Source organism: Mesorhizobium sp. B1-1-7 (genome assembly GCF_006442705.1).
Classification (GTDB): domain Bacteria; phylum Pseudomonadota; class Alphaproteobacteria; order Rhizobiales; family Rhizobiaceae; genus Mesorhizobium; species Mesorhizobium opportunistum.
Genome location: NZ_VFWQ01000013.1, coordinates 40,541 through 59,289 on the forward strand (window position 1 = coordinate 40,541; position 18,749 = coordinate 59,289).

Annotated in this window: 21 protein-coding genes; 16 read left to right on the plus strand and 5 right to left on the minus strand. The window is 63.4% G+C overall.

The features are described 5' to 3' along the window. The first annotated feature begins 65 nt into the window (after positions 1-65). The 5 genes from FJ978_RS22255 (at position 66) to FJ978_RS22275 (ending at position 4,462) form a co-directional block, all read left to right on the plus strand. Positions 66-284, plus strand: coding sequence for a hypothetical protein (locus FJ978_RS22255; RefSeq protein ID WP_013891656.1), 219 nt, complete (start codon positions 66-68; stop codon positions 282-284). 305 nt (positions 285-589) lie between these two features. Further along, positions 590-1,495, plus strand: a complete 906-nt coding sequence (locus FJ978_RS22260; protein WP_246678180.1) for an ABC transporter substrate-binding protein — start codon at positions 590-592, stop codon at positions 1,493-1,495. Positions 1,496-1,701: 206 nt separating this feature from the next. Continuing rightward, positions 1,702-2,388, plus strand: a complete 687-nt coding sequence (locus tag FJ978_RS22265) for an ABC transporter permease (protein WP_246678181.1) — start codon at positions 1,702-1,704, stop codon at positions 2,386-2,388. Continuing rightward, on the plus strand, positions 2,385-3,113 hold the full coding sequence (locus tag FJ978_RS22270) for an ABC transporter ATP-binding protein (protein ID WP_013891659.1): 729 nt from the start codon (positions 2,385-2,387) through the stop codon (positions 3,111-3,113). The genes FJ978_RS22265 and FJ978_RS22270 overlap by 4 nt, the downstream gene beginning before the upstream one ends. Before the next feature lie 11 nt (positions 3,114-3,124). Then, on the plus strand, positions 3,125-4,462 hold the full coding sequence (locus FJ978_RS22275) for an LLM class flavin-dependent oxidoreductase (RefSeq protein ID WP_140574021.1): 1,338 nt from the start codon (positions 3,125-3,127) through the stop codon (positions 4,460-4,462). A gap of 27 nt (positions 4,463-4,489) precedes the next feature. Here FJ978_RS22275 and FJ978_RS22280 read toward each other — a convergent pair whose 3' ends face one another. The 4 genes from FJ978_RS22280 to FJ978_RS22295 all read right to left on the minus strand — a co-directional run bounded on the left by FJ978_RS22280 (position 4,490) and on the right by FJ978_RS22295 (position 7,863). Beyond that, the gene (locus tag FJ978_RS22280) at positions 4,490-5,248 is read right to left on the minus strand and encodes a M48 family metallopeptidase (RefSeq protein WP_013891661.1); all 759 of its coding nucleotides are present in this window, start codon (positions 5,246-5,248) and stop codon (positions 4,490-4,492) included. Between the two features lie 99 nt (positions 5,249-5,347). After that, positions 5,348-5,830: a DUF2852 domain-containing protein gene (locus FJ978_RS22285; RefSeq protein WP_023765624.1), complete on the minus strand. Its 483-nt coding sequence runs from the start codon at positions 5,828-5,830 to the stop codon at positions 5,348-5,350. Between the two features lie 117 nt (positions 5,831-5,947). Further along, a complete protein-coding gene (locus FJ978_RS22290; RefSeq protein ID WP_140574297.1) occupies positions 5,948-7,090 on the minus strand; it encodes a benzoate/H(+) symporter BenE family transporter in 1,143 nt (380 codons plus the stop codon). 5 nt (positions 7,091-7,095) lie between these two features. Continuing rightward, positions 7,096-7,863 (minus strand): alpha/beta hydrolase, encoded by a 768-nt coding sequence (locus FJ978_RS22295; protein ID WP_140574023.1) that lies wholly within the window; start codon positions 7,861-7,863, stop codon positions 7,096-7,098. Between the two features lie 219 nt (positions 7,864-8,082). Here FJ978_RS22295 and infC point away from each other — a divergent pair, with 219 nt between their 5' ends. From infC to FJ978_RS22335, 8 genes are all read left to right on the plus strand, one after another. Beyond that, on the plus strand, positions 8,083-8,619 hold the full coding sequence (infC, locus tag FJ978_RS22300; protein WP_010912915.1) for a translation initiation factor IF-3: 537 nt from the start codon (positions 8,083-8,085) through the stop codon (positions 8,617-8,619). A gap of 157 nt (positions 8,620-8,776) precedes the next feature. Then, positions 8,777-9,403 carry an isoprenylcysteine carboxylmethyltransferase family protein gene (locus FJ978_RS22305; RefSeq protein WP_013891665.1) on the plus strand — a complete coding sequence of 209 codons (627 nt, stop codon included), beginning with the start codon at positions 8,777-8,779 and terminating at the stop codon, positions 9,401-9,403. A 182-nt stretch (positions 9,404-9,585) separates the two neighbouring features. After that, positions 9,586-9,789 carry a 50S ribosomal protein L35 gene (gene rpmI, locus FJ978_RS22310; RefSeq protein WP_006201248.1) on the plus strand — a complete coding sequence of 68 codons (204 nt, stop codon included), beginning with the start codon at positions 9,586-9,588 and terminating at the stop codon, positions 9,787-9,789. 90 nt (positions 9,790-9,879) lie between these two features. Then, the gene (gene rplT / locus FJ978_RS22315) at positions 9,880-10,281 is read left to right on the plus strand and encodes a 50S ribosomal protein L20 (RefSeq protein ID WP_006201247.1); all 402 of its coding nucleotides are present in this window, start codon (positions 9,880-9,882) and stop codon (positions 10,279-10,281) included. Positions 10,282-10,428: 147 nt separating this feature from the next. Then, entirely contained in the window at positions 10,429-11,526 is a 1,098-nt protein-coding gene (gene pheS, locus FJ978_RS22320) for a phenylalanine--tRNA ligase subunit alpha (protein WP_140574025.1), read from the plus strand. Then, a complete protein-coding gene (locus FJ978_RS22325) occupies positions 11,523-11,945 on the plus strand; it encodes a GFA family protein (protein WP_140574027.1) in 423 nt (140 codons plus the stop codon). Before pheS ends, FJ978_RS22325 begins: the two co-directional genes overlap by 4 nt. Then, on the plus strand, positions 11,942-14,350 hold the full coding sequence (gene pheT / locus FJ978_RS22330) for a phenylalanine--tRNA ligase subunit beta (RefSeq protein ID WP_140574029.1): 2,409 nt from the start codon (positions 11,942-11,944) through the stop codon (positions 14,348-14,350). Before FJ978_RS22325 ends, pheT begins: the two co-directional genes overlap by 4 nt. A 39-nt stretch (positions 14,351-14,389) precedes the next feature. Continuing rightward, positions 14,390-14,992 carry a nucleotidyltransferase family protein gene (locus FJ978_RS22335; protein WP_140574031.1) on the plus strand — a complete coding sequence of 201 codons (603 nt, stop codon included), beginning with the start codon at positions 14,390-14,392 and terminating at the stop codon, positions 14,990-14,992. A gap of 251 nt (positions 14,993-15,243) precedes the next feature. On the opposite strand, the gene FJ978_RS22345 is transcribed toward FJ978_RS22335, so the two are convergent. Then, a complete protein-coding gene (locus tag FJ978_RS22345; protein WP_140574035.1) occupies positions 15,244-16,239 on the minus strand; it encodes an aldo/keto reductase in 996 nt (331 codons plus the stop codon). Between the two features lie 96 nt (positions 16,240-16,335). Between FJ978_RS22345 and FJ978_RS22350 the strand changes: the two genes are divergently transcribed. The 3 genes from FJ978_RS22350 to FJ978_RS22360 all read left to right on the plus strand — a co-directional run bounded on the left by FJ978_RS22350 (position 16,336) and on the right by FJ978_RS22360 (position 18,660). Then, complete coding sequence (locus tag FJ978_RS22350; protein WP_140574037.1) at positions 16,336-17,226, plus strand: LysR family transcriptional regulator; 891 nt, start codon at positions 16,336-16,338, stop codon at positions 17,224-17,226. A 185-nt stretch (positions 17,227-17,411) separates the two neighbouring features. Beyond that, the gene (locus FJ978_RS22355; protein ID WP_140574039.1) at positions 17,412-17,984 is read left to right on the plus strand and encodes a cytochrome b; all 573 of its coding nucleotides are present in this window, start codon (positions 17,412-17,414) and stop codon (positions 17,982-17,984) included. Positions 17,985-18,084: 100 nt separating this feature from the next. Then, positions 18,085-18,660: a YceI family protein gene (locus FJ978_RS22360; RefSeq protein ID WP_140574041.1), complete on the plus strand. Its 576-nt coding sequence runs from the start codon at positions 18,085-18,087 to the stop codon at positions 18,658-18,660. Positions 18,661-18,749 lie beyond the last annotated feature (89 nt).

Below are 18,749 nucleotides of genomic sequence, written 5' to 3' on the forward strand. Positions count from 1 at the left end.
CTGTTTGCCGGCAACGCCAAAGGCGCTACCTATGGATGGAGTGAATGCCAGGCGGGAGCACAATCATGGCCGACAGAACCGTTGCCGAATTGAGGCAGAAGATCGTGCAGGCGCGCGAGGTCATCGCCCACCTGATGGACAAGGCCGCCTTCAACGGCGCCGAGGCGCACCGGGTGCTGGATTATTTCGGCAGCGACGCCTTCGACCGCAATTTCCTGCCCTGGCCGCATCATGCCGACGAGGGGCTGCGGCCGGATGAGCTCAATGCGGCGAACGACGATTGAATGGCAGGCGAATGCCGTGACATCCGACAGTGCAGGACCTTGACGCCGGATAGCTCCGATCGTTGCGAAAGGTAGTCCGATCCTGCTCGGAACCGTTCTCGCCGGAACAGAAATCTCACTTTCGCCGAATACACAAAATCTGATTCCTTATTAAATCTATATTTTTTATGCACTTTAACCCGGCGGGCGTTCAAGCGCCGCATGACGCAAGCCGGGATCGCATCATCATGGACAGACGCAGGTTTCTCTCCTTTGCCTCCACATTCTCGCTCGGGCTCGCCTTTGGGCCCCCGGCAAGGGCCGCGTTGACAGTCGATCCGGACACAACGCTTGCCGTCGCTGACCAGAGCGAATTCGTGCGGAACCTCCTCGAGGCCAGCGGCGAGGCGCCGAAGCTCGGCTTCAAGGGAAGTTTTCCAAACTTTGCAGGCGGGCCGGCCATTCTCGAAGCGATCCGCGCCGGCGCTCTGGATATCGCCTATGTCGGCGATACGCCGCCGATCCAGGCGCGAGCGGCCGGTACGCTGCTGCCCATCGTCGGCACGTTTACGCGTCAGGTCGCGCAATACCACCTCATCAGCCGTCCGGGACTGGTCATCCACAAGTTGGCGGAGCTGAAGGGCAAGAAGCTGAGCTATGTCGAAGGCTCCGGACGCCAGGTCTTCCTGATCGAGGCGCTGAACCGCGCGGGCGTCTCGCTGAAGGATGTCGAGCTCGTAAACCTTCGCGTTGCGGATCTGCCGGATGCTGTTCGATCCGGGGCAGTTGATGTCGCCGTGCTTACGGAGCCCCATGTGACGCGTCTTGTCAAACAGGTCGGGGCTTCCCCAGTCCTCGACCCTCTGGAACGTCAGGTCCTGCCCAGCACCAGCTATTTCTATGCCCGGCCCGAAGTTCTGACCGATCCCCAGAAAGCGGCGGCCATCGGGAGCTTCCTTGGCGCCTTCGCACGCGCGGCCAAATGGGCCAATGCGAACAAGCAAGCTTGGGCGAAACATTATTATACCGACTTCCAGCGGCTCACCCCGGACGACACCGCCGCTGTCGTTGCGGGCGAATCTCCGCTCGTGCTGCAGACCGCGGCAGAGGCAATTCCCCATCATCAGAAGCTGATCGACATCCTCTACCAGGCCGGACTGCTCAAGGAGCGCTTCGACGCGAAGAGCTTTTTCGTCGACACCTACGATTCGATCGTATCGGCCGAACGCTGAGACGCATCGGAAGATAGACAGGAGGAACCGTGACAGAGTTCATTTCGGACCGTCCCTTTCCAACACATGTTCGCAAGGCGTCGGCAGGCGCCGGCCGCGAAGCCAGAACCTCGGGAAGCGTACGCCTCGCGCCGTCTCGGCTTCCCCCGGGTGCGAGATTGCTCGGTCCCGCTCTCGTGGTCCTGGTTTGGGAGGCCGCGTCCCGCATGGGCATCCTTTCCCCCTATACGCTGACAGCACCGTCCACGGCCGTCGTGACGGGTTACGAACTGTTGGCGGATGGCAGCTTGCTGCCGCATCTGCTGGCTTCGGCCGGACGTGCCTATGCAGGGCTTTTCCTCGGCGTCACGGTCGGCGTCATCCTGGCGCTTCTTTCCGGCCTGACCCGGAGCGGCGAGGCGCTTATCGACGGAGTTGTGCAGATAAAACGCGCCGTCCCGACACTGGCACTGATCCCTCTCGTCATCATCTGGCTGGGGATCGGCGAGGCCATGAAGATATTCCTGATCTTCACGGCCGTTCTCGTGCCTGTCTACATCAACACCCATGCGGCCATCAGAGGCATCGACATCGGCCATGTCGAACTGGCGCGAACCCTTGGCCTGACGCGCTCCGAATTCATTCGCAGGGTCGCACTTCCCGGCGCTCTGCCCGGCCTGTTCGTGTCGTTGCGTCTTGCCGTCACGATCTGCTGGACGACGCTGGTCGTTCTTGAGCTGATCAACACCCAGACCGGCATCGGTTACCTGATGAACCGCGCCCGCGACTGGGGCCAGACCGACGTGATCGTGGTCGGGATATTCATCTACGCAATTCTTGGCCTCGTCTCCGACGCCCTGGTTCGGCTGATCGAAGCGCGGACGCTCGCCTACCGGAGGGCTCTGGGAACATGAACGTTCACACTGCCTCGTTCGGGCCGGTGTTGTTGCGCAACTTGTCCAGAGGTTTCGGACAAAAGACGATCCTGAACGACATAACGCTCGAAATACCAAGGGGCCAGTTCGTTGCGCTACTCGGCGAATCCGGCTCCGGAAAAACGACCCTTTTGCGTGCGCTTGCCGGTCTCGACGACGATGCCGTGACGCAAGGCGACTTCCGCACGCCCCGAAACACTTCCGTTCTGTTTCAGGATGCAAGGCTTCTGCCCTGGATGAGCGTCATCGACAACCTGACGCTCGGCCTGAGAAGATCCGATGCAAGGGCCGCGGCATCCGCCATGCTGGATTCCGTGGGGCTCGCCGACAAGGCGGATGTCTGGCCGGCCACGCTGTCCGGCGGCCAGAAGCAGCGGGCGGCGCTGGCCCGTTCCCTGCTTCGCCAGCCGGAACTGCTGCTCGCCGACGAGCCGTTCGGCGCGCTCGATGCCCTGACCCGCATGCGTATGCATGGCCTGTTGTTCCGTCTGGTCGAACAACACAAGCCGACGGTCGTCCTCGTCACCCATGACGTCGACGAAGCCCTGCTCCTGTCCGATCGGATCCTTGTTCTGAAAGACGGCCGGATCGCCGAAGACCATCAAGTCGCCCTGCCGCACCCGCGAAGCCCAGGCGACCAGACGTTTGTCGAACTTCGGCAGACCCTGCTGCGCAGTCTCGGCGTTGAAACCAATCTAATGTGAGGGAAAGCTCCATGGCGCGTAAAATGCATTTCAACCTCTTCCTCATGCCGCGCGGACACCATGAGGGCGCCTGGCGTCATCCGGATTCAACGCGACGCGCCCTTACCGACCTGGAGCTCTATGTCGAGGCCACCCGGATCGCCGAAGCGGCGAAATTCGACGCCGTATTCCTCGCGGACGTTCTGGTCGCGCCCAGCAATGGTGGCCTGGTGGCGACGGGCGCTCTCGAGCCGATCACGCTGCTTTCAGCCCTCGCGGCCCGCACCAGCCAGATCGGCCTCATCGGCACGGCATCCACCACCTACAGCCTGCCTTTCACGCATGCGCGCCAGTTCGCTTCCCTCGACCATCTGTCCGGGGGACGCGCAGGCTGGAACATCGTCACCTCCTGGGCGCCCCAGGCGGGCGCCAACTACGGCCTGGAGCAGGATGTCGCCCATGGCGACCGCTACGCGCTTGCAGACGAATTCGTGGAGGCGGTCGATGCCCTGTGGCGTAGCTTTCCCGCAGAGGCCATCGTGGATGACCGGGACGCCGGGCAGTATCTCGATCCCAGGCTGATACAGCCGGCAAACTATCGGGGCAGCCATTTCCGCACGCACGGACCGCTCAACGTGCCAAGCAGCCCGCAAGGGCGACCGGTATATGTGCAGGCGGGACAATCGGAAACCGGGCGCGCCTTTGCGGCGCGATGGGCGGAGGCCATTTTCACGGCTCACCTTGCCAAGGAAACCGCGCAATCGTTCTACGCGGACGTGAAGGGTCGAGCGGCCGCTTTCGGCCGTCGCCCGCAGGACATCGTGGTTCTGCCCGGCATCAGCGCTGCAATCGGATCGACGACCCACGAGGCGAAGCAGGTCTGGGAAGAACTCGACGCGCTGACAAGCCCGCAAATCGGGCTGGTCCGCCTTTCGGCGCGATTCGGCGGCCATGATTTCTCCGGTATTCCGCTTGACCGGCCGCTCACCCGCGGGGATTTTCCCGACCCTTCCCAGGTGGAGGCGTCCAGAAGCCGGGCGACCGGGTACATCGACGTCGCGCTCAAGGAGGGGCTGACCCTCCGCCAATTGCTGCAGAAGCTGGCTGGGGCGCGTGGACATTTCACGGCGACGGGAACGCCCGAGCAAGTCGCCGACATCGTCGAGGACTGGTTTCACTCCGGCGCGGCCGACGGCTTCAACGTCATGCCGCCGATCATGCATAAGCAATTCGAGCTGTTCGCGACGGAGGTGGTGCCGATCCTGCGCAAACGTGGACTGTTCCGCGAGGATTACGAAGGAACGACCCTTCGCTCACATTTCGGCCTGGACCCTGTCCGGCAGGACACACCGCTCGCGCATTCGGCGTGATTGGCGAGGTCCGCGTAGCCGAGCAGACTACTCGAACATGATCGCCTGCAGCGCCCCGCCATTGCGCTTCAGCCAATCCTTGCAGCGGTCGGTGTCGGGGCAGAGTTTCTCGCACAATTTCCAGAATTTCGGACCGTGGTTCATCTCCTTGAGATGCGCCACCTCATGGGCCACGAGATAGTTTATCACAGGCTGCGGTGCCATCATGATGCGCCACGAGAAGGACAGGTTGCCCTCCGAGGTGCATGATCCCCAGCGGCTGGAGGTGTCCTTGTAGCGGATCGCCTTGGCGCGCTTGCCGAGCGCCCCGGTGTGCTTGACCACCAGCTTCTCGATCTCCTTCTTGGCCTCGCGCTTCAAGAAATCGGCGATGCGGCGCGGCAGGTGGATCCGGTCGCCATGCACGATCAGCAGCGGGCCACGCTCGTCGCGCGACACCGTGACGGTGCCGCGCTTCGACGGCTCATGGACGATGCGGTGCGGCACGCCGCGTATCGGGATCCTGATGCCGGGCCGCACCTGGGGCCGGGTCGGCACCTTGGCCAGCCGCTGCTCCAGCCAGTCCTGGTGGCGCTCGAGGAACCGGTCCACCTCGCCGCGGCGCAGGCCCGGCGGAACGGTGATGCGCAGGCCCTGGCCGCCGGAATCGATGCGCAGCGTCAGGCGCCGCGCCCTGGCGCTCTCGACGATCTTGAGCGGCAGCGTGCGGCCGGCGACACAATATTCCCGCTCCACGGCGGGCGTGGGCTTGGGCTTCGTCAGATTGCGAAAGAATCCGATGGTCATGGCGGGACGATACGCGATTCGAGAAAAACGAATAGAACAAAAAAGAAACGGCGCCGCTTACGCGACGCCGTCATCATACCTTGGCCCTGTCGCTAGGCTTCAGTCGTCGAGCAGGTTAGAACCTTTGCCACGCTTGGTGGGGGTCGTTCCGGTGCTCGGATCGGTCTTCGTCGGGGCAGTCGACTTGTTGCGGTTCGCCATGAAGCGATCGAACTCGTCCTGGTCCTTGGCGCGGCGCAATTCGCGGGCATACTCGTCGAACTGCGTCAGCATCTCGTCGAGCTTGCGGCGCTCTTCGTTCAAGCGCTCAAGTTCCTTTTCGCGCCAGTCGTCGAAAGCGACGTTGCCGGTGCGGGCGGAGCCGTGACCCCAGCGCGCGGCCTTGTCGGAACCACGGCGGCAGCCAGCGAAGATGCCGTCGGTCGCGCGGTTAACGTCACGCTTGAAGCCGTCGAGCCGGTCGCCCCAGATGATGTAGGCGAGCATGGCGAAGCCGAGCGGCCAGAACACCATGAAGCCGATCACCATCAACGCGATGGTTGCCGGCGTCCAGGCCGGGCGGATCAATGCAGATGTGTTCATTTTCTCCCATTCCTTCGGTTGGAGACAGCCAGGACCGGCTGCGTGGAATCGAAATGGGAAGGCAAAAACGGCGATTCAAGACAATGTCCGCCAAAACCGGACAAAGGTCTGAAATGATTATCGCTTTTTGAGCGTATCGAGGAAAAGCACGACCAGACCGGCGATCAGCCCCCAGAACGCGGCCCCAACGCCGAACAGCGTCAGCCCCGAGGCGGTGACGACAAAAGTGACCGTGGCGGCCATGCGCTGTCCCTCGTCCTTCAGCGCGATGGCCAGCGCGTTGGCGAGCGATGCCATCAGCGCGAGCCCCGCCACCAGCACGATCAGGCTCTGCGGCAGGACGGCGAAGATCGCCACCAGCGAGGCGCCGAAAATCGCGAAGATGAGATAGGCGAGCGCATAGAACGGCCCGGTCTTCCAGCGCTCGGCCGGATCAGGATGGACGTCCGGCCCGGTGCAGATCGCCGCCGAGATCGCCGCCAGGTTGGTGGTCGAGCCGCCAAACGGCGCCGACAGCAACGACAAGAGACCGGTGACGCCGATCAGCGGGCCGGGCTCCGGGTGGTAGCCGGCGGCGCGCAGCACGGCGAGGCCCGACAGGTTCTGCGAGGCCATGGTGACGAGATAGAGCGGCAGCGCCAGGCCGATCATCGCCTTGGCGGTGAAATCGGGCGCGATCAGCGTCAGCGTCGACAGTTCCGGTGTCGGCAGGCCGCCGACACGGCCGGTCAAGAAGGCGGCGAGACCGCCCCCGATCAGCACCGCCAGCACCGACAGCGCCGGGTTGAACAGGCGGATGATGAAGAAGGCCGCGATCAGCGGCAGGATCAGCCAGGGGTCGACGGGAACGGTCTTGACCGCGTTGAGCGCGAAGGTGACGACGATGCCGGCCAGCATGCCGGAGGCGACAGAGGGCGGTATCCTGGAGATCAGCTGCGTCAACGGCTTGAACAGGCCGGTGGCGATCAACAGGATGGCGGTGACGATGAAGGCGGCGACGGCCTCGCCGATCGAAAAACCGCTCGACGCCGCCATCAGCGCCAGGCCCGGCGTCGACCATGCGGTGATGACGGGCATTTTCGTGCGCCAGGACAGCCACAGGCTCTCGATGGCCATGGCAAGGCAAATGGTCGTCACCCAGCTCGCCGTCTGGATTTGCGTCGCGCCGACCGCATGGGCGGCGGCAATGACGATGGCCAGTGTGCCGCCAAAGCCGACAATGGCCGCGACAAAGGCTGAGATCGGGATGGAAAGGCGCATGCTCATCAGCCCCGCTTGGCCATGTCACCGACCGACCGCACCAGCATGTCGAGATCCTGCGGCCGCGACAGGCGGTGGTCGCCGTCAGGAATGAGCGACAATGTGACATCGTCGGCCGGCAGCAGGCTGACCAGCTTCAACGCGTGGCTCGACGGCACGTCCGCATCGGCCAGGCCCTGCAGGATGTGAACCGGGCAATGGGTGTCGATCGGGCCCGTCATCACCCGGTTGTCGCGCCCGTCCTCGATCAAGGCGCGCGTGTAGATGTAGGGTTCCTGGGAATAATCCGACGGCTCGGCGAAGAACCCCTTTTTTGCGAGGTCGCGTTTCTGCGCCTTGGTCAGCACCGGTTCGACCAGTTCGGCGGTAAAATCCGGCGCTGGCGCCAGCAGCACCAGGCCGACGACGCTTGCGTCGCCCGCCTTGCGCAATTCCTGCACCATGCGCAGCGCGATCCAGGCGCCCATCGAGGAGCCGACCAGGATCTGATTGCCCCTTGTGAAATGGCGGAACACGGCAAGGCTCTGCGACAGCCATGTCGAAATCGTGCCGTCGGCAAAGGCGCCGCCGGATTCGCCATGGCCCGAATAGTCATGGCGCAGGAAAGCCCGGCCTTCGCTCGCGGCCCAGTCCGACAGCGTCTCAGCCTTCGTGCCCAGCATGTCCGACTTGTAGCCGCCGAGCCAGACAATACCCGGCGTGGAACCCGTCAAATGGCGCACCGCGATGCGCGATCCATCAACATCCAGGAAGATTGGCGGCGTGGCGGTCATGGCTTTTCCTCGGGCCCTTTTTCGGCGCGGGGTTCTTGTGACACAGCCACAGGCGTGGCGAAAAGTGCTCACGATGCTCTTTGTTTGGTGCAGGCCCGCGATCAGGGTGATTTTCTGTCAATGCTGTGCTATTGACTCCGCCCGCGCGCTCACCACATTGACGCGTCCACACATCAGACCGACAAAACCCGGAACGAAACGGCCAAGGAGACCACGACCATTCGCAGACCTTTCAAAGCAGCGGCGCCGACCAAGGATGGGCCGCGCTCCAACCGTGATATCCGGGTTCCCCGGGTCCAGCTTATCGACGCAGAAGGCCAGAACCGCGGTGATGTTTCCATCAACGACGCATTGCTGCTCGCCGAAGAGGCTGGGCTCGATCTCGTCGAAATATCGCCCAACGCGGTTCCTCCCGTCGTAAAAATCCTCGATCTCGGCAAGTTGAAATACGCCAACCAGAAGAAGGCGGCCGAGGCGCGCAAGAATCAGAAGGTCATCGAGATCAAGGAGATCAAGATGCGCCCGAACATCGACAGCCACGACTACGAGACCAAGATGAAGGCGGTTCGCCGCTTTTTCGAGGAAGGCGACAAGGTCAAGCTGACGCTGCGCTTCCGTGGCCGCGAGATGGCGCATATGGAGCTCGGCATGCAGCTTCTGAACAAGGTGCGCGAAGAAGTGGCGACTATCGCCAAGGTCGAGGCCGAGCCGAAGCTCGAAGGCCGCCAGATGATGATGGTGCTGGCGCCGCGCTAAGGTGTGCTGAACATCTGAGATCACGATAAAGTCAGGCGTGGCTAGCGCTTCAAAACCGCCTGAATTGTCTTGCAGAGCGTCCCGGCGATCGGCGGGACGCCTGTTTCTCGGCTAAAGCCGCGATCGCCGGCTAAGCTCCTCGACGATCGGACATCCCTTGGACAACGAACTCAAATACGGGCTGGGCAATTACCAGCAGATGCGCCGGCTCGTGCTTGCCGTGCTCGTGGTGGTGCTGTTTTTGGCACTGCTGTTTGGTCAGTCGACCTTCCCACCCGACACGCCGGTGCATGAGACGATCGAGATGTTCGGCGTGCTGCTGATCTTCCTCGGCATCGTCGGCCGCCTCTGGGCGACGCTCTATATAGGCGGGCGCAAATCGTCCGAAGTAGTGACGGGCGGACCCTATTCGATCACCCGCAACCCGCTCTATGTGTTCTCGACACTGGCCGCGGCCGGCGTCGGCGCGCAGATCGGCTCGTTCTCCGGCATCATCCTGTTCGCGCTGCTGTGCGCGGGTGCCTTCCATATCGTTATCTTGCGCGAGGAGAAATTCCTCAAGGAAGCGCTCGGCGCACCCTATGCCGCCTATCTGGCGCGGGTGCCGCGCTTCTTCCCGAACCTTTCCCTCTACCAGGAAGGCGATACCGGAAGCTTCAAGCCGCGTCTGCTGTTGACCACGCTGCTCGACGGCCTGGTGTTCCTCGTTGCACTGCCGGCCTTCGAACTGATCGACGGTGCCCAGCAGTCGGGGATGCTGCCCGTTTGGTTCACGCTGCCCTGACCGAGGCCGAAAGGGCGCGGCGCGGTGGGTGTTGCACACGGGCCCGCTTTGACGTATAGCACCGCCGTTCAAGAAAACCGCCCGGCAGGGCATGCCGTGGCGGTTTCATTTGCTTTTCGGGCTTTGGTCGGCCCGAAGCGAACAAGAAGCGCGATAGTGCGCCAACGAGACGGAGTAGCAAAATGCCCAAGATGAAGACCAAGTCGGCCGCCAAGAAGCGGTTCAAGATCACAGGTACGGGTAAAGTCCTGTCGGCTGCGGCCGGCAAGCGTCACGGCATGATCAAGCGTTCCAACAAGTTCATTCGAAATGCCCGCGGCACGATGGTTCTGGCTGAACCGGATGGCAAGAAGGTCATCAAGAATTTTCTGCCGAACGGCCTCTAAGGCATTCGGTCTGGACAGCGTTTGTTTTACGCAATTCCGAACGGAAAACCGCAACACACTTCCTGGAATTGCTTTTAAGGAGATCATGACATGGCACGCGTAAAGAGAGGCGTCACCTCGCACGCCAAGCACAAGAAGGTCCTGAAAGCCGCCAAAGGCTTCTACGGCCGCCGCAAGAACACCATCCGCATCGCCAAGCAGGCGGTGGAAAAGTCGCTGCAGTACGCTTACCGCGACCGCAAGAACCGCAAGCGCTCGTTCCGCGCGCTGTGGATCCAGCGCATCAACGCCGCGACCCACGAGCATGGCCTGACCTATGGCCGCTTCATCGACGGCCTCAACAAGGCCGGCATCGAGATCGATCGCAAGATCCTGTCCGACATGGCCATCCACGAGCCGCAGGCTTTCGCCGCGCTGGTCGCCAAGGCCAAGGTCGCGCTCGAATATCTGAAGAACACCACGCCGAACGCTTTTGAAAGCGCTGTCGCCTAAGACCAGCGCTTCCCAAGCATTCGCGATTCTGATTTGGGGAACCCGCGCTGGCTCGGCTGGCGCGGGTTCTTTTTTGACCCTGATGTAACCAAAATGGTGACAACGAAACCAAAATGGTGTCGGTCGCCCGATCAAGAGAGTTTCGCCGTGAACGCCACCGCAGGAAATCTTGAAGCCCTGGAAGATTCGCTTCTGTCCGACATCGCATCGGCCGCCGATGAGCCGGCGATCGAAGCCGTGCGCATCGCGGCCTTCGGTAAGAAGGGCACCGTGTCCGAAATGCTGAAAACGCTGGGCGCCATGACCCCCGAGGAGCGCCAGGTCAAAGGCCCTGCCATCAATGGCCTCAAGAACCGTGTCACCGAGGCGCTGACCGCCCGCAAGGCCGAGTTGAAGGACGTGGCGATCGCCGCGCGGCTGGCCGCCGAGAAGGTCGACGTGACGCTGCCGGTGCGGCAATCGCCGGCCGAGCGCGGCCGCATCCATCCGATCAGCCAGGTCATCGACGAGATCGCGGCGATCTTCGGTGACCTCGGCTTCGCGATCGCCGAAGGTCCCGATATCGAGACCGACTATTACAATTTCACCGCGCTGAATTTCCCGGAAGGCCATCCGGCGCGCGAGATGCACGACACTTTCTTCTTCCAGCCGGACGAGAAGGGCGAGCGCAAGCTTTTGCGCACCCACACCTCCCCGGTGCAGATCCGCACCATGGAGAAGCAGAAGCCGCCGATCCGCATCGTCATTCCGGGCAAGACCTATCGGCAGGATTCCGACGCCACCCACTCGCCGATGTTCCATCAGGTCGAGGGTCTGGTGATCGACAAGTCGGCCAACGTCGCCAACATGAAGTGGGTGCTGGAGGAGTTCTGCAAGGCCTTCTTCGAGGTGCCCTCGGTCAAGATGCGCTTCCGGCCGTCCTTCTTCCCTTTCACCGAGCCAAGCCTCGAGGTCGACATCCAGTGCGACCGCTCGCGGCCAGGCGAAGTGCGCTTCGGCGAAGGCTCCGACTGGATGGAGATCCTCGGCTGCGGCATGGTGCACCCCAACGTGCTGCGTGCCGGCGGGCTTGATCCCGACGAATACCAGGGCTTTGCCTGGGGCATGGGCATCGACCGCATCGCCATGCTGAAATACGGCATGCCGGACCTGCGCGCCTTCTTCGATGCCGATGTCCGCTGGCTGTCGCATTACGGCTTTAGACCGCTCGACATGCCGACCCTGTTCGGGGGCTTGAGCGCGTGACAGAAGCCCACATCGGCGGCTGCCGCTGCGGTGCCGTGCGGTTCGAGGTCTCTGTCGAACCGCACCACGTCAGCTATTGCCATTGCGGCGATTGCCGGCGGGCCAGCGGCGCGCCCGTATCGGCTTTTGTCGGCTTCCCGGTCGACAAGGTGGCGTTTACGGGCAAGGCGTTGAAGATGTACGAGAACGGCCCGGTAACGCGTTCGTTCTGCGGCATCTGCGGCTCGCCGATCGCCTATGTCGATGACCGGCTCGAGGACGATATCTACTTCGTGCTCGGCGCCATGGACAGGCCGGCCGATTTCAAGCCGACGCAGCATGCCTATGTGAGCGAGCAGCTTCCTTTCCTGCATATGTCCGACGACTTGCCGAGACATTTGAAAACAAGCGTCAAAAGACCAGACGGAACAATCCCATGAAATTCACCCTCTCCTGGCTCAAGGATCATCTCGAGACTGACGCCACGCTCGCCGAGATCGTCGAGCGGCTGACCTCGATCGGCCTCGAAGTCGAGCATGTCGACGACAAATCGAGCCTGAAACCCTTCGTTATCGCCAAGGTACTGACGGCGGTGCAGCACCCGGATGCCGACCGGCTGCGGGTGCTGACCGTCGACACCGGCGACGGCAAGCCGCCGGTGCAAGTGGTGTGTGGAGCGCCGAACGCCCGCGCGGGCCTGATCGGCGCCTTTGCCGCGCCCGGCACCTATGTGCCCGGCATCGACGTGACGCTGACGGTCGGCAAGATCCGGGGCGTCGAAAGCCATGGCATGATGTGCTCCGAGCGCGAACTGGAGCTTTCCGACGAGCATAACGGCATCATCGACCTGCCCGCCGATGCGCCGGTCGGCACCAGCTTCGCGACCTATGCGCATCTCGACGATCCGGTGATCGAGATCAATCTGACGCCGAACCGGCCTGACGCGACCAGCGTCTATGGCATCGCCAGGGATCTGGCTGCGAGCGGGCTCGGTCGTCTCGTTGGCGGCGCCATCATGCCCCATGCCGGCAGCGGCATGTGCCCGGTTAAGGTGGCGATCGAAGCCCCGGAACTCTGTCCTGGCTTCGCCCTCAGGCTGGTCAAAGGCGTGAAGAACGGCCCGTCGCCGAAATGGCTGCAGCAGCGGCTGATCGCTATTGGCCTTCGGCCGATCAGCGCGCTGGTGGACATCACCAATTACGTCACCTTCGATCGTGGCCGGCCGCTGCATGTGTTCGATGCCAAGAAGGTCGCCGGCAACCTCGCCGTGCGCCGCGCGCGCGATGGCGAGAAGGTGCTGGCGCTCGACGGCCGCGAATACACGCTGACGCCGGAGATGTGCGTGATCGCGGATGACGATGGCGTCGAATCGATCGCCGGCATCATGGGCGGCGAGCATTCCGGCTGCGACGAAAACACCACCGACGTGCTGGTCGAGTCCGCACTTTGGGATCCGATCACCACCGCCCGCACCGGCCGCACACTCGGCATCATCACCGATGCGCGCTATCGCTTCGAACGCGGTGTCGATCCCGAATTCATGGTGCCAGGCGTGGAACTGGCGACGAAACTGGTGCTCGATTTCTGCGGCGGCACGCCGACGGAGATCGAAGTGGCAGGCTATGCAAGCCACCAGCCCAAGATGGTCTCCTTCCCGCTGTCGGACATCAAGCGCCTGACCGGGATCGAGGTCCCCAGGGCGGAAAGCCTGGACATTCTCTCGCGCCTCGGTTTCACGGCGGACGGATCGGGCGATGTCGTCAACGTCACCGTGCCCTCCTGGCGTCCCGATGTCGACGGCAAGGCCGACCTGGTCGAGGAGGTGATGCGCATCCACGGCGTCGACAACATCGCGCCGCAGCCGCTCGGCGCGCATGACACGGTCAATGCAAAAATCCTCACCACGCTGCAGGTGCGCACCCGCACGGCCAAGCGCGCATTGGCAGTGCGCGGCATGATGGAGGCCGTCACATGGTCGTTCATCCCGGCCAGGCACGCCGAATTGTTCGGCGGCGGCCAGACGGCGCTCAAGCTCGCCAACCCGATCGCCGCCGACATGTCCGACATGCGGCCCTCGCTGCTTCCGGGGCTGATCGCCGCTGCCCAGCGCAATGCCGACAAGGGCATCGGCGACGTGGCACTGTTCGAAGTCTCGGGCACCTATGAGGGCGACGGCGCCGACCAGCAGCGCCGCGTCGCCGCCGGCGTGCGCCGCGGCACCGCCAAGCTCGACGGCTCAGGCCGCAACTGGGCCGGCAATCCCGGCGCGGTTGGCGTGTTCGACGCCAAGGCCGATGCGATCGCCGCACTCGAAGCCTGCGGCGCGCCGGTCGACCGGCTGCAGATCGAGCCCGGCGGTCCGGCCTGGTACCATCCCGGCCGCTCCGGCACGATCAAGCTCGGGCCGAAAACGGTGCTGGGCACCTTCGGCGAGTTCCACCCGAAGACGCTGGAAGGGCTCGACGTCTCCGGACCGCTGTGCGGCTTCGAAGTGTTCGTCGACGCCGTGCCCGAGCCGAAGGCCAAGCCGACGAAGACCAAGCCGAAGCTGGAGCTTTCCGCCTTCCAGGCGGTGAAGCGCGACTTCGCCTTCGTCGTCGATAGATCCGTCGAGGCCGGCACGCTGGTGCGCGCCGCCCTTGCCGCCGACAAGAAGCTGATCACTGGTGTCTCGGTCTTCGACATCTTCGAGGGTGCATCGCTCGGCGCCGACAAAAAATCGATCGCCATCGAAGTGTCGATCCAGCCGGTCGAAAAGACGCTGACCGACGAGGATTTCGAGGCACTCGCCAAGCGCATCGTCGAGAATGTCGGCAAGCAGACCGGTGGTGTTCTGCGCGGCTAGAACTTGCGGAGCGATGGCGAATCGCCCTCAAAAAGGGCGATGGACCATCTGCGCTATTCCGGGCTGCCGTTCGAAGCACAACGAGCGGTGTTTCTCGATATCGTCTCGGCGGACCCGCTGGTCCAGGACGCGCTGGTGCGGGCGCACTCGCTCGACCTGCCGGACTGGCTGGTGGTTTCCGGTGCGCTCTACAACAGCGTCTGGAACCATCTGACCGGCAAGCCTTCGGGCTACGGCATCAAAGATGTCGACTTGTTCTATTTCGATGACGCGGATTTATCCTACGAAGCCGAGGACGCCATCATTCACCGGGCGGCACGGCATTTCGAAGGACTGGCATTGCCGGTCGAGGTGCGCAACCAGGCGCGGGTGCATCTGTGGTACCCGCAGAAGTTCGGACAGCCCTGCCCGCGTTATTCCAGTTCCAGCGACTCGGTTGGGCATTTTGCCTCGAAGACCCATGCGGTCGGGGTGCGATACGGGGGTGACGGGCAATTGGAGCTGGTGGCGCCGTTTGGGCTCGACGATATTTTTTCGTTTCGCATCACACCGAACCGGGTGATGGACAACCAGCGCACGCATGATGCGAAGGGCAGGCGCGCGAGGGAATATTGGCCGGAGATTGCGGTGGTGCCTTGGTGACAGGCAGGGGTAAGAGATGCCGGTGCGAGGCACCCCCCTCTGCCCTGCCGGGCATCTCCCCGCAAGGGGGAGATCGGCCCTGATCCAGGCTTTCGCCAATCTTCGGCGCAGAATGCGAGGCGGGACCGGGAAGTTGCCGATCTCCCCCCTTGCGGGGGAGATGCCCGGCAGGGCAGAGGGGGGTGCCTCGCGCCAATTTTTCCCAGTCATTTGTATCGCGCGGCATTGAAGAAGGAGCGCCGAAGCGCTCCTCACCCATTCACCAGCGCCAGCAACTCCTCCGTGTAACGCTTGCCGACCACCTTATCGGGCGACAGCGCGTCACCGATCGCCGCCACCTCGGCCGCGCTCAGCTCGATCCCGGCCGCCGCCGTGTTCTGCTCCAGATGACGTATCTTTCTTGCGCCGGGGATCGGCACGATGAAATCGCCCTGGTGCAGCACCCACGCGAGCGCCAGCTGCGCCGAGGTGACGCCTTTTTCCGCCGCCAGCTTTTCCAGCGTGGCGACAATTTTGGCATTGGCTTCCATGGCGTTGGTCTGGAAACGCGGCAAGGTGCGGCGCCAGTCATCGTCGCTCAAGGCCTCGGGCTTGGCGATCGTACCGGTCAGCAGGCCACGACCCAGCGGGCTGTAGGGAACGAAGCCGATGCCGAGTTCGCGGCAGACAGCGAACACCTCGTCTTCCGGATCGCGGCTCCACAGCGAATATTCGCTCTGGACGGCCGCGATCGGATGCACGGCGTGCGCCCGGCGGATGGTCGCGGCACTCGCTTCCGACAGACCGAGCGCCCGTACCTTGCCCTCGCGCACCAGTTCGGCCATGGCGCCGACCGTGTCCTCGATCGGCACGTTGGGGTCGACGCGATGCTGGTAGTAGAGGTCGATCACATCAGTGCCCAGTCGCTTCAGCGACGCCTCGGCGACAGCCTTGACGTGCTCGGGGCGGCTGTCGACGCCGGCCATGCGGTCCATACCGGCACCTTCCTCCAGGATCTTGAAGCCGAATTTGGTGGCGATGGTCACCTTGTCGCGCACCGGCTTCAGCGCCTTGCCGACCAGAACCTCGTTCTCATAGGGGCCGTAGACCTCCGCCGTGTCGAAGAAATTGACGCCGATGTCGACGGCGCGGCGCAATGTGGCGATCGCTTCAGCCTCCGGCTGGCCGCCATAGGCGAAGCTCATGCCCATGCAGCCGAGGCCGACGGGGTAGACGTTCAATTCAGTTCCTAGCTTGCGGGTTTGCATAACGCGTCTCCTTATTGCAATGCGGGATAAATAGCGCCTTGCCTTGTGTTCGATAATCGGCTCTCATTCGCACGGGCTGTTCTAGAATATAGATCAATGAACCGAGCGAACCTTTCCCAACTGGCCGTGCTGGCAACCGTCGCCCAATGCGGCAGCTTCCGCGGCGCCGCCAAGGAGTTGGCGATCGCGCCGTCGGCGGTCAGCCACGCGGTGTCCAGCCTGGAAGCCCGGCTTGGTGTTCGCCTCCTGTCGCGCAGCACACGCAGTGTCGCGCCCACCGAAGAAGGTGCGCAATTGCTGGAACGGCTGCGACCGGCGCTGTCCGAGATCGACCTGGCGCTGGAGACGGCGGTCGAGGCGCGCGACCGGCCCGCCGGGAATCTGCGGCTCAGCGTGCCGCGCACGGCAGCGCATCTGGTGCTGACGCCAAGGCTGGGCGCTTTTGCGGCAGCCTACCCCGACATCGTGCTTGAGATCGTCGTCGAGGATCGCTTCACCGACGTGGTGGAAGGTGGCTTCGATGCCGGCGTGCGACTCGGCGAGAGCCTGCAGCGCGACATGATCGCGGTGCGCATCGGGCCGGATATTCGCGGCGCTGTGGTCGGCGCGCCGGCCTATTTCAAAGCGATGCCCAGACCGCACCACCCGCGCGACCTTGCCGGCCATCGCTGCATCCGCTTCCGCTTCTCCAGCGGCATCCTCTACCGCTGGGAATTCGAGAAGGGGCGCGAGGCGATCGAGATGGCGGTGGAAGGGCCGCTTATCCTCGACGAGGACCATCTGATCGCGCAGGCCGCGGTCGACGGCGCCGGGCTCGCCTTCGTCTTCGAGGACTATGTCCGCGCGCCGCTCGCCGACGGCAGGCTGATCCGCGTGCTGGAGGACTGGTGCCCGTTTTTCGACGGGTTCTTCGTCTACTATCCGAGCCGCCGCCAGATGCGTCCGGCACTCAGGGCTTTCGTCGATTTCTTCAAGGTGGGCGCATGAGGCGCGCTTTACCTTCCCTCTTGTGGGGATGGTCGGCTCGCAGTCGGAGCGAAGCGGAGATTGCGAGCCGGGGTGGGCAGCACCCTATGAAGCCCCCCCGATCCGCTGCGCGGATCGACCCTCCCCACAAGGGGGAGGGTGAAGAGCGCCCGGACGAAACCTGTCCTGCCGTTCGTTCGCCTCCCATGCAGGCGTCAATCACCAACAGTCGAACCCGCTACGGCTGGGCAACCATTCTTATTCACTGGCTGATCGGGATCATCTTCATCAGCCAGTTCGCCCTCGGCTTCGTCATGGTGCGGCTCAGCAGCCAGCGCACCGCCTTCGAGCTGATCCAACTGCACAAATCGCTGGGCTTCCTGCTGCTTGGCCTCATCATCCTGCGCATCGCATGGCGGCTCGGCAATGCGGCGCCGCCCCTGCCGGCCTCGGTTGGCGCCCTGGAGCGGCGCGCCGGGCCACTAGCGCATCTGGCGCTCTATGCGTTCCAGATCGCCCTGCCCTTGTCAGGCTGGGCATTGGTGTCGGTGTCGACGCTGGAAATCCCGACCATGCCGTTCAACCTGTTCGTGATGCCCAACCTGCCGCTCGCCGAGTCCGACCTTGCCGAAAGCTTCTGGGCATCGGTGCACTGGTACCTAGCCTATGCCGGCATCGCGCTCGTCGCGCTGCATGTCGCCGCCGCGTTGCGCCATCACTTCCTGCTGCGCGACAGCGTGCTCACGCGCATGATCACCCCTTCGTCAGGCCGGGAATAGACCTGGCCGGGAATAGATCTGGCCGGGAATAGAACCGGCAGTTGGTTCGTTGATGGGGCGAGGACGCGACCAGCGTTGCCTCCAAAAAGGATTACTCCCCATGTATGCACGCATCTTCGGATTTGCGGCGGTTGCCGCTTGCCTTGCCATGCCTGTTTCAGCGGCCATTTCGCTTAGCGAGGCCGCCGGCAGCTATACGATCAATCCGGCAGCCTCCAGCATCCGTTTCACCATCGGCAAGGCCGGTGGCGGGGGCTTCGATGGCGCCTTCGGCCGCTTCAAGGGCACGATCCGCATCGACAATTCCGATGTCGGGCGCTCCAAGGTCGACTTTACCATCTATCCGGAAAGCGTCGGCACCGGCCAGGGCCGCATCGATGCCTTCCTGCGCTCCGACGCGGTGTTCGATGCTGCCAACAGCCCGGAGATCCAGTTCCGCTCGACCAGCGTGACCCGCACCGGCGACACGTCAGCCCTTGTCACCGGCCGGCTGACAGCACGCGGCAAGACGTTTGCGGAAAAGTTCACCGCCGAGTTCGACGGGTCGAAGGGCGGCACGATCAAATTCCATGTCACCGGCAAGGTGTTGAGGTCGCGTTACGGCATGGATGTCGGCACGCCGCTCTATTCCAATATCGTCGACTTCGACATGGCACTGACGGGTAAGCGGAGCTGACCCGGGGATAAGCGGGGCTGACCCGGGGAAAACGGGTTAGTTGCCACGGCACATCGCATTGGCTTTTCCGGCGATTTCAGGCAAACCTC

What these genes read in the sequence shown, in the direction of transcription:
- rplT (WP_006201247.1), top strand. Translation starts at nt 9,880, where the DNA reads ATGGCACGCGTAAAGAGAGGCGTCACCTCGCACGCCAAGCACAAGAAG.
- FJ978_RS22290 (WP_140574297.1), bottom strand. Translation starts at nt 7,090, where the DNA reads ATGCGCCTTTCCATCCCGATCTCAGCCTTTGTCGCGGCCATTGTCGGC.
- FJ978_RS22285 (WP_023765624.1), bottom strand. Translation starts at nt 5,830, where the DNA reads ATGAACACATCTGCATTGATCCGCCCGGCCTGGACGCCGGCAACCATC.
- FJ978_RS22345 (WP_140574035.1), bottom strand. Translation starts at nt 16,239, where the DNA reads ATGCAAACCCGCAAGCTAGGAACTGAATTGAACGTCTACCCCGTCGGC.
- FJ978_RS22350 (WP_140574037.1), top strand. Translation starts at nt 16,336, where the DNA reads ATGAACCGAGCGAACCTTTCCCAACTGGCCGTGCTGGCAACCGTCGCC.
- FJ978_RS22255 (WP_013891656.1), top strand. Translation starts at nt 66, where the DNA reads ATGGCCGACAGAACCGTTGCCGAATTGAGGCAGAAGATCGTGCAGGCG.
- FJ978_RS22295 (WP_140574023.1), bottom strand. Translation starts at nt 7,863, where the DNA reads ATGACCGCCACGCCGCCAATCTTCCTGGATGTTGATGGATCGCGCATC.
- FJ978_RS22360 (WP_140574041.1), top strand. Translation starts at nt 18,085, where the DNA reads ATGTATGCACGCATCTTCGGATTTGCGGCGGTTGCCGCTTGCCTTGCC.
- rpmI (WP_006201248.1), top strand. Translation starts at nt 9,586, where the DNA reads ATGCCCAAGATGAAGACCAAGTCGGCCGCCAAGAAGCGGTTCAAGATC.
- FJ978_RS22270 (WP_013891659.1), top strand. Translation starts at nt 2,385, where the DNA reads ATGAACGTTCACACTGCCTCGTTCGGGCCGGTGTTGTTGCGCAACTTG.
- FJ978_RS22280 (WP_013891661.1), bottom strand. Translation starts at nt 5,248, where the DNA reads ATGACCATCGGATTCTTTCGCAATCTGACGAAGCCCAAGCCCACGCCC.
- FJ978_RS22355 (WP_140574039.1), top strand. Translation starts at nt 17,412, where the DNA reads ATGCAGGCGTCAATCACCAACAGTCGAACCCGCTACGGCTGGGCAACC.
- FJ978_RS22275 (WP_140574021.1), top strand. Translation starts at nt 3,125, where the DNA reads ATGGCGCGTAAAATGCATTTCAACCTCTTCCTCATGCCGCGCGGACAC.
- FJ978_RS22265 (WP_246678181.1), top strand. Translation starts at nt 1,702, where the DNA reads ATGGGCATCCTTTCCCCCTATACGCTGACAGCACCGTCCACGGCCGTC.
- FJ978_RS22335 (WP_140574031.1), top strand. Translation starts at nt 14,390, where the DNA reads ATGGACCATCTGCGCTATTCCGGGCTGCCGTTCGAAGCACAACGAGCG.
- pheT (WP_140574029.1), top strand. Translation starts at nt 11,942, where the DNA reads ATGAAATTCACCCTCTCCTGGCTCAAGGATCATCTCGAGACTGACGCC.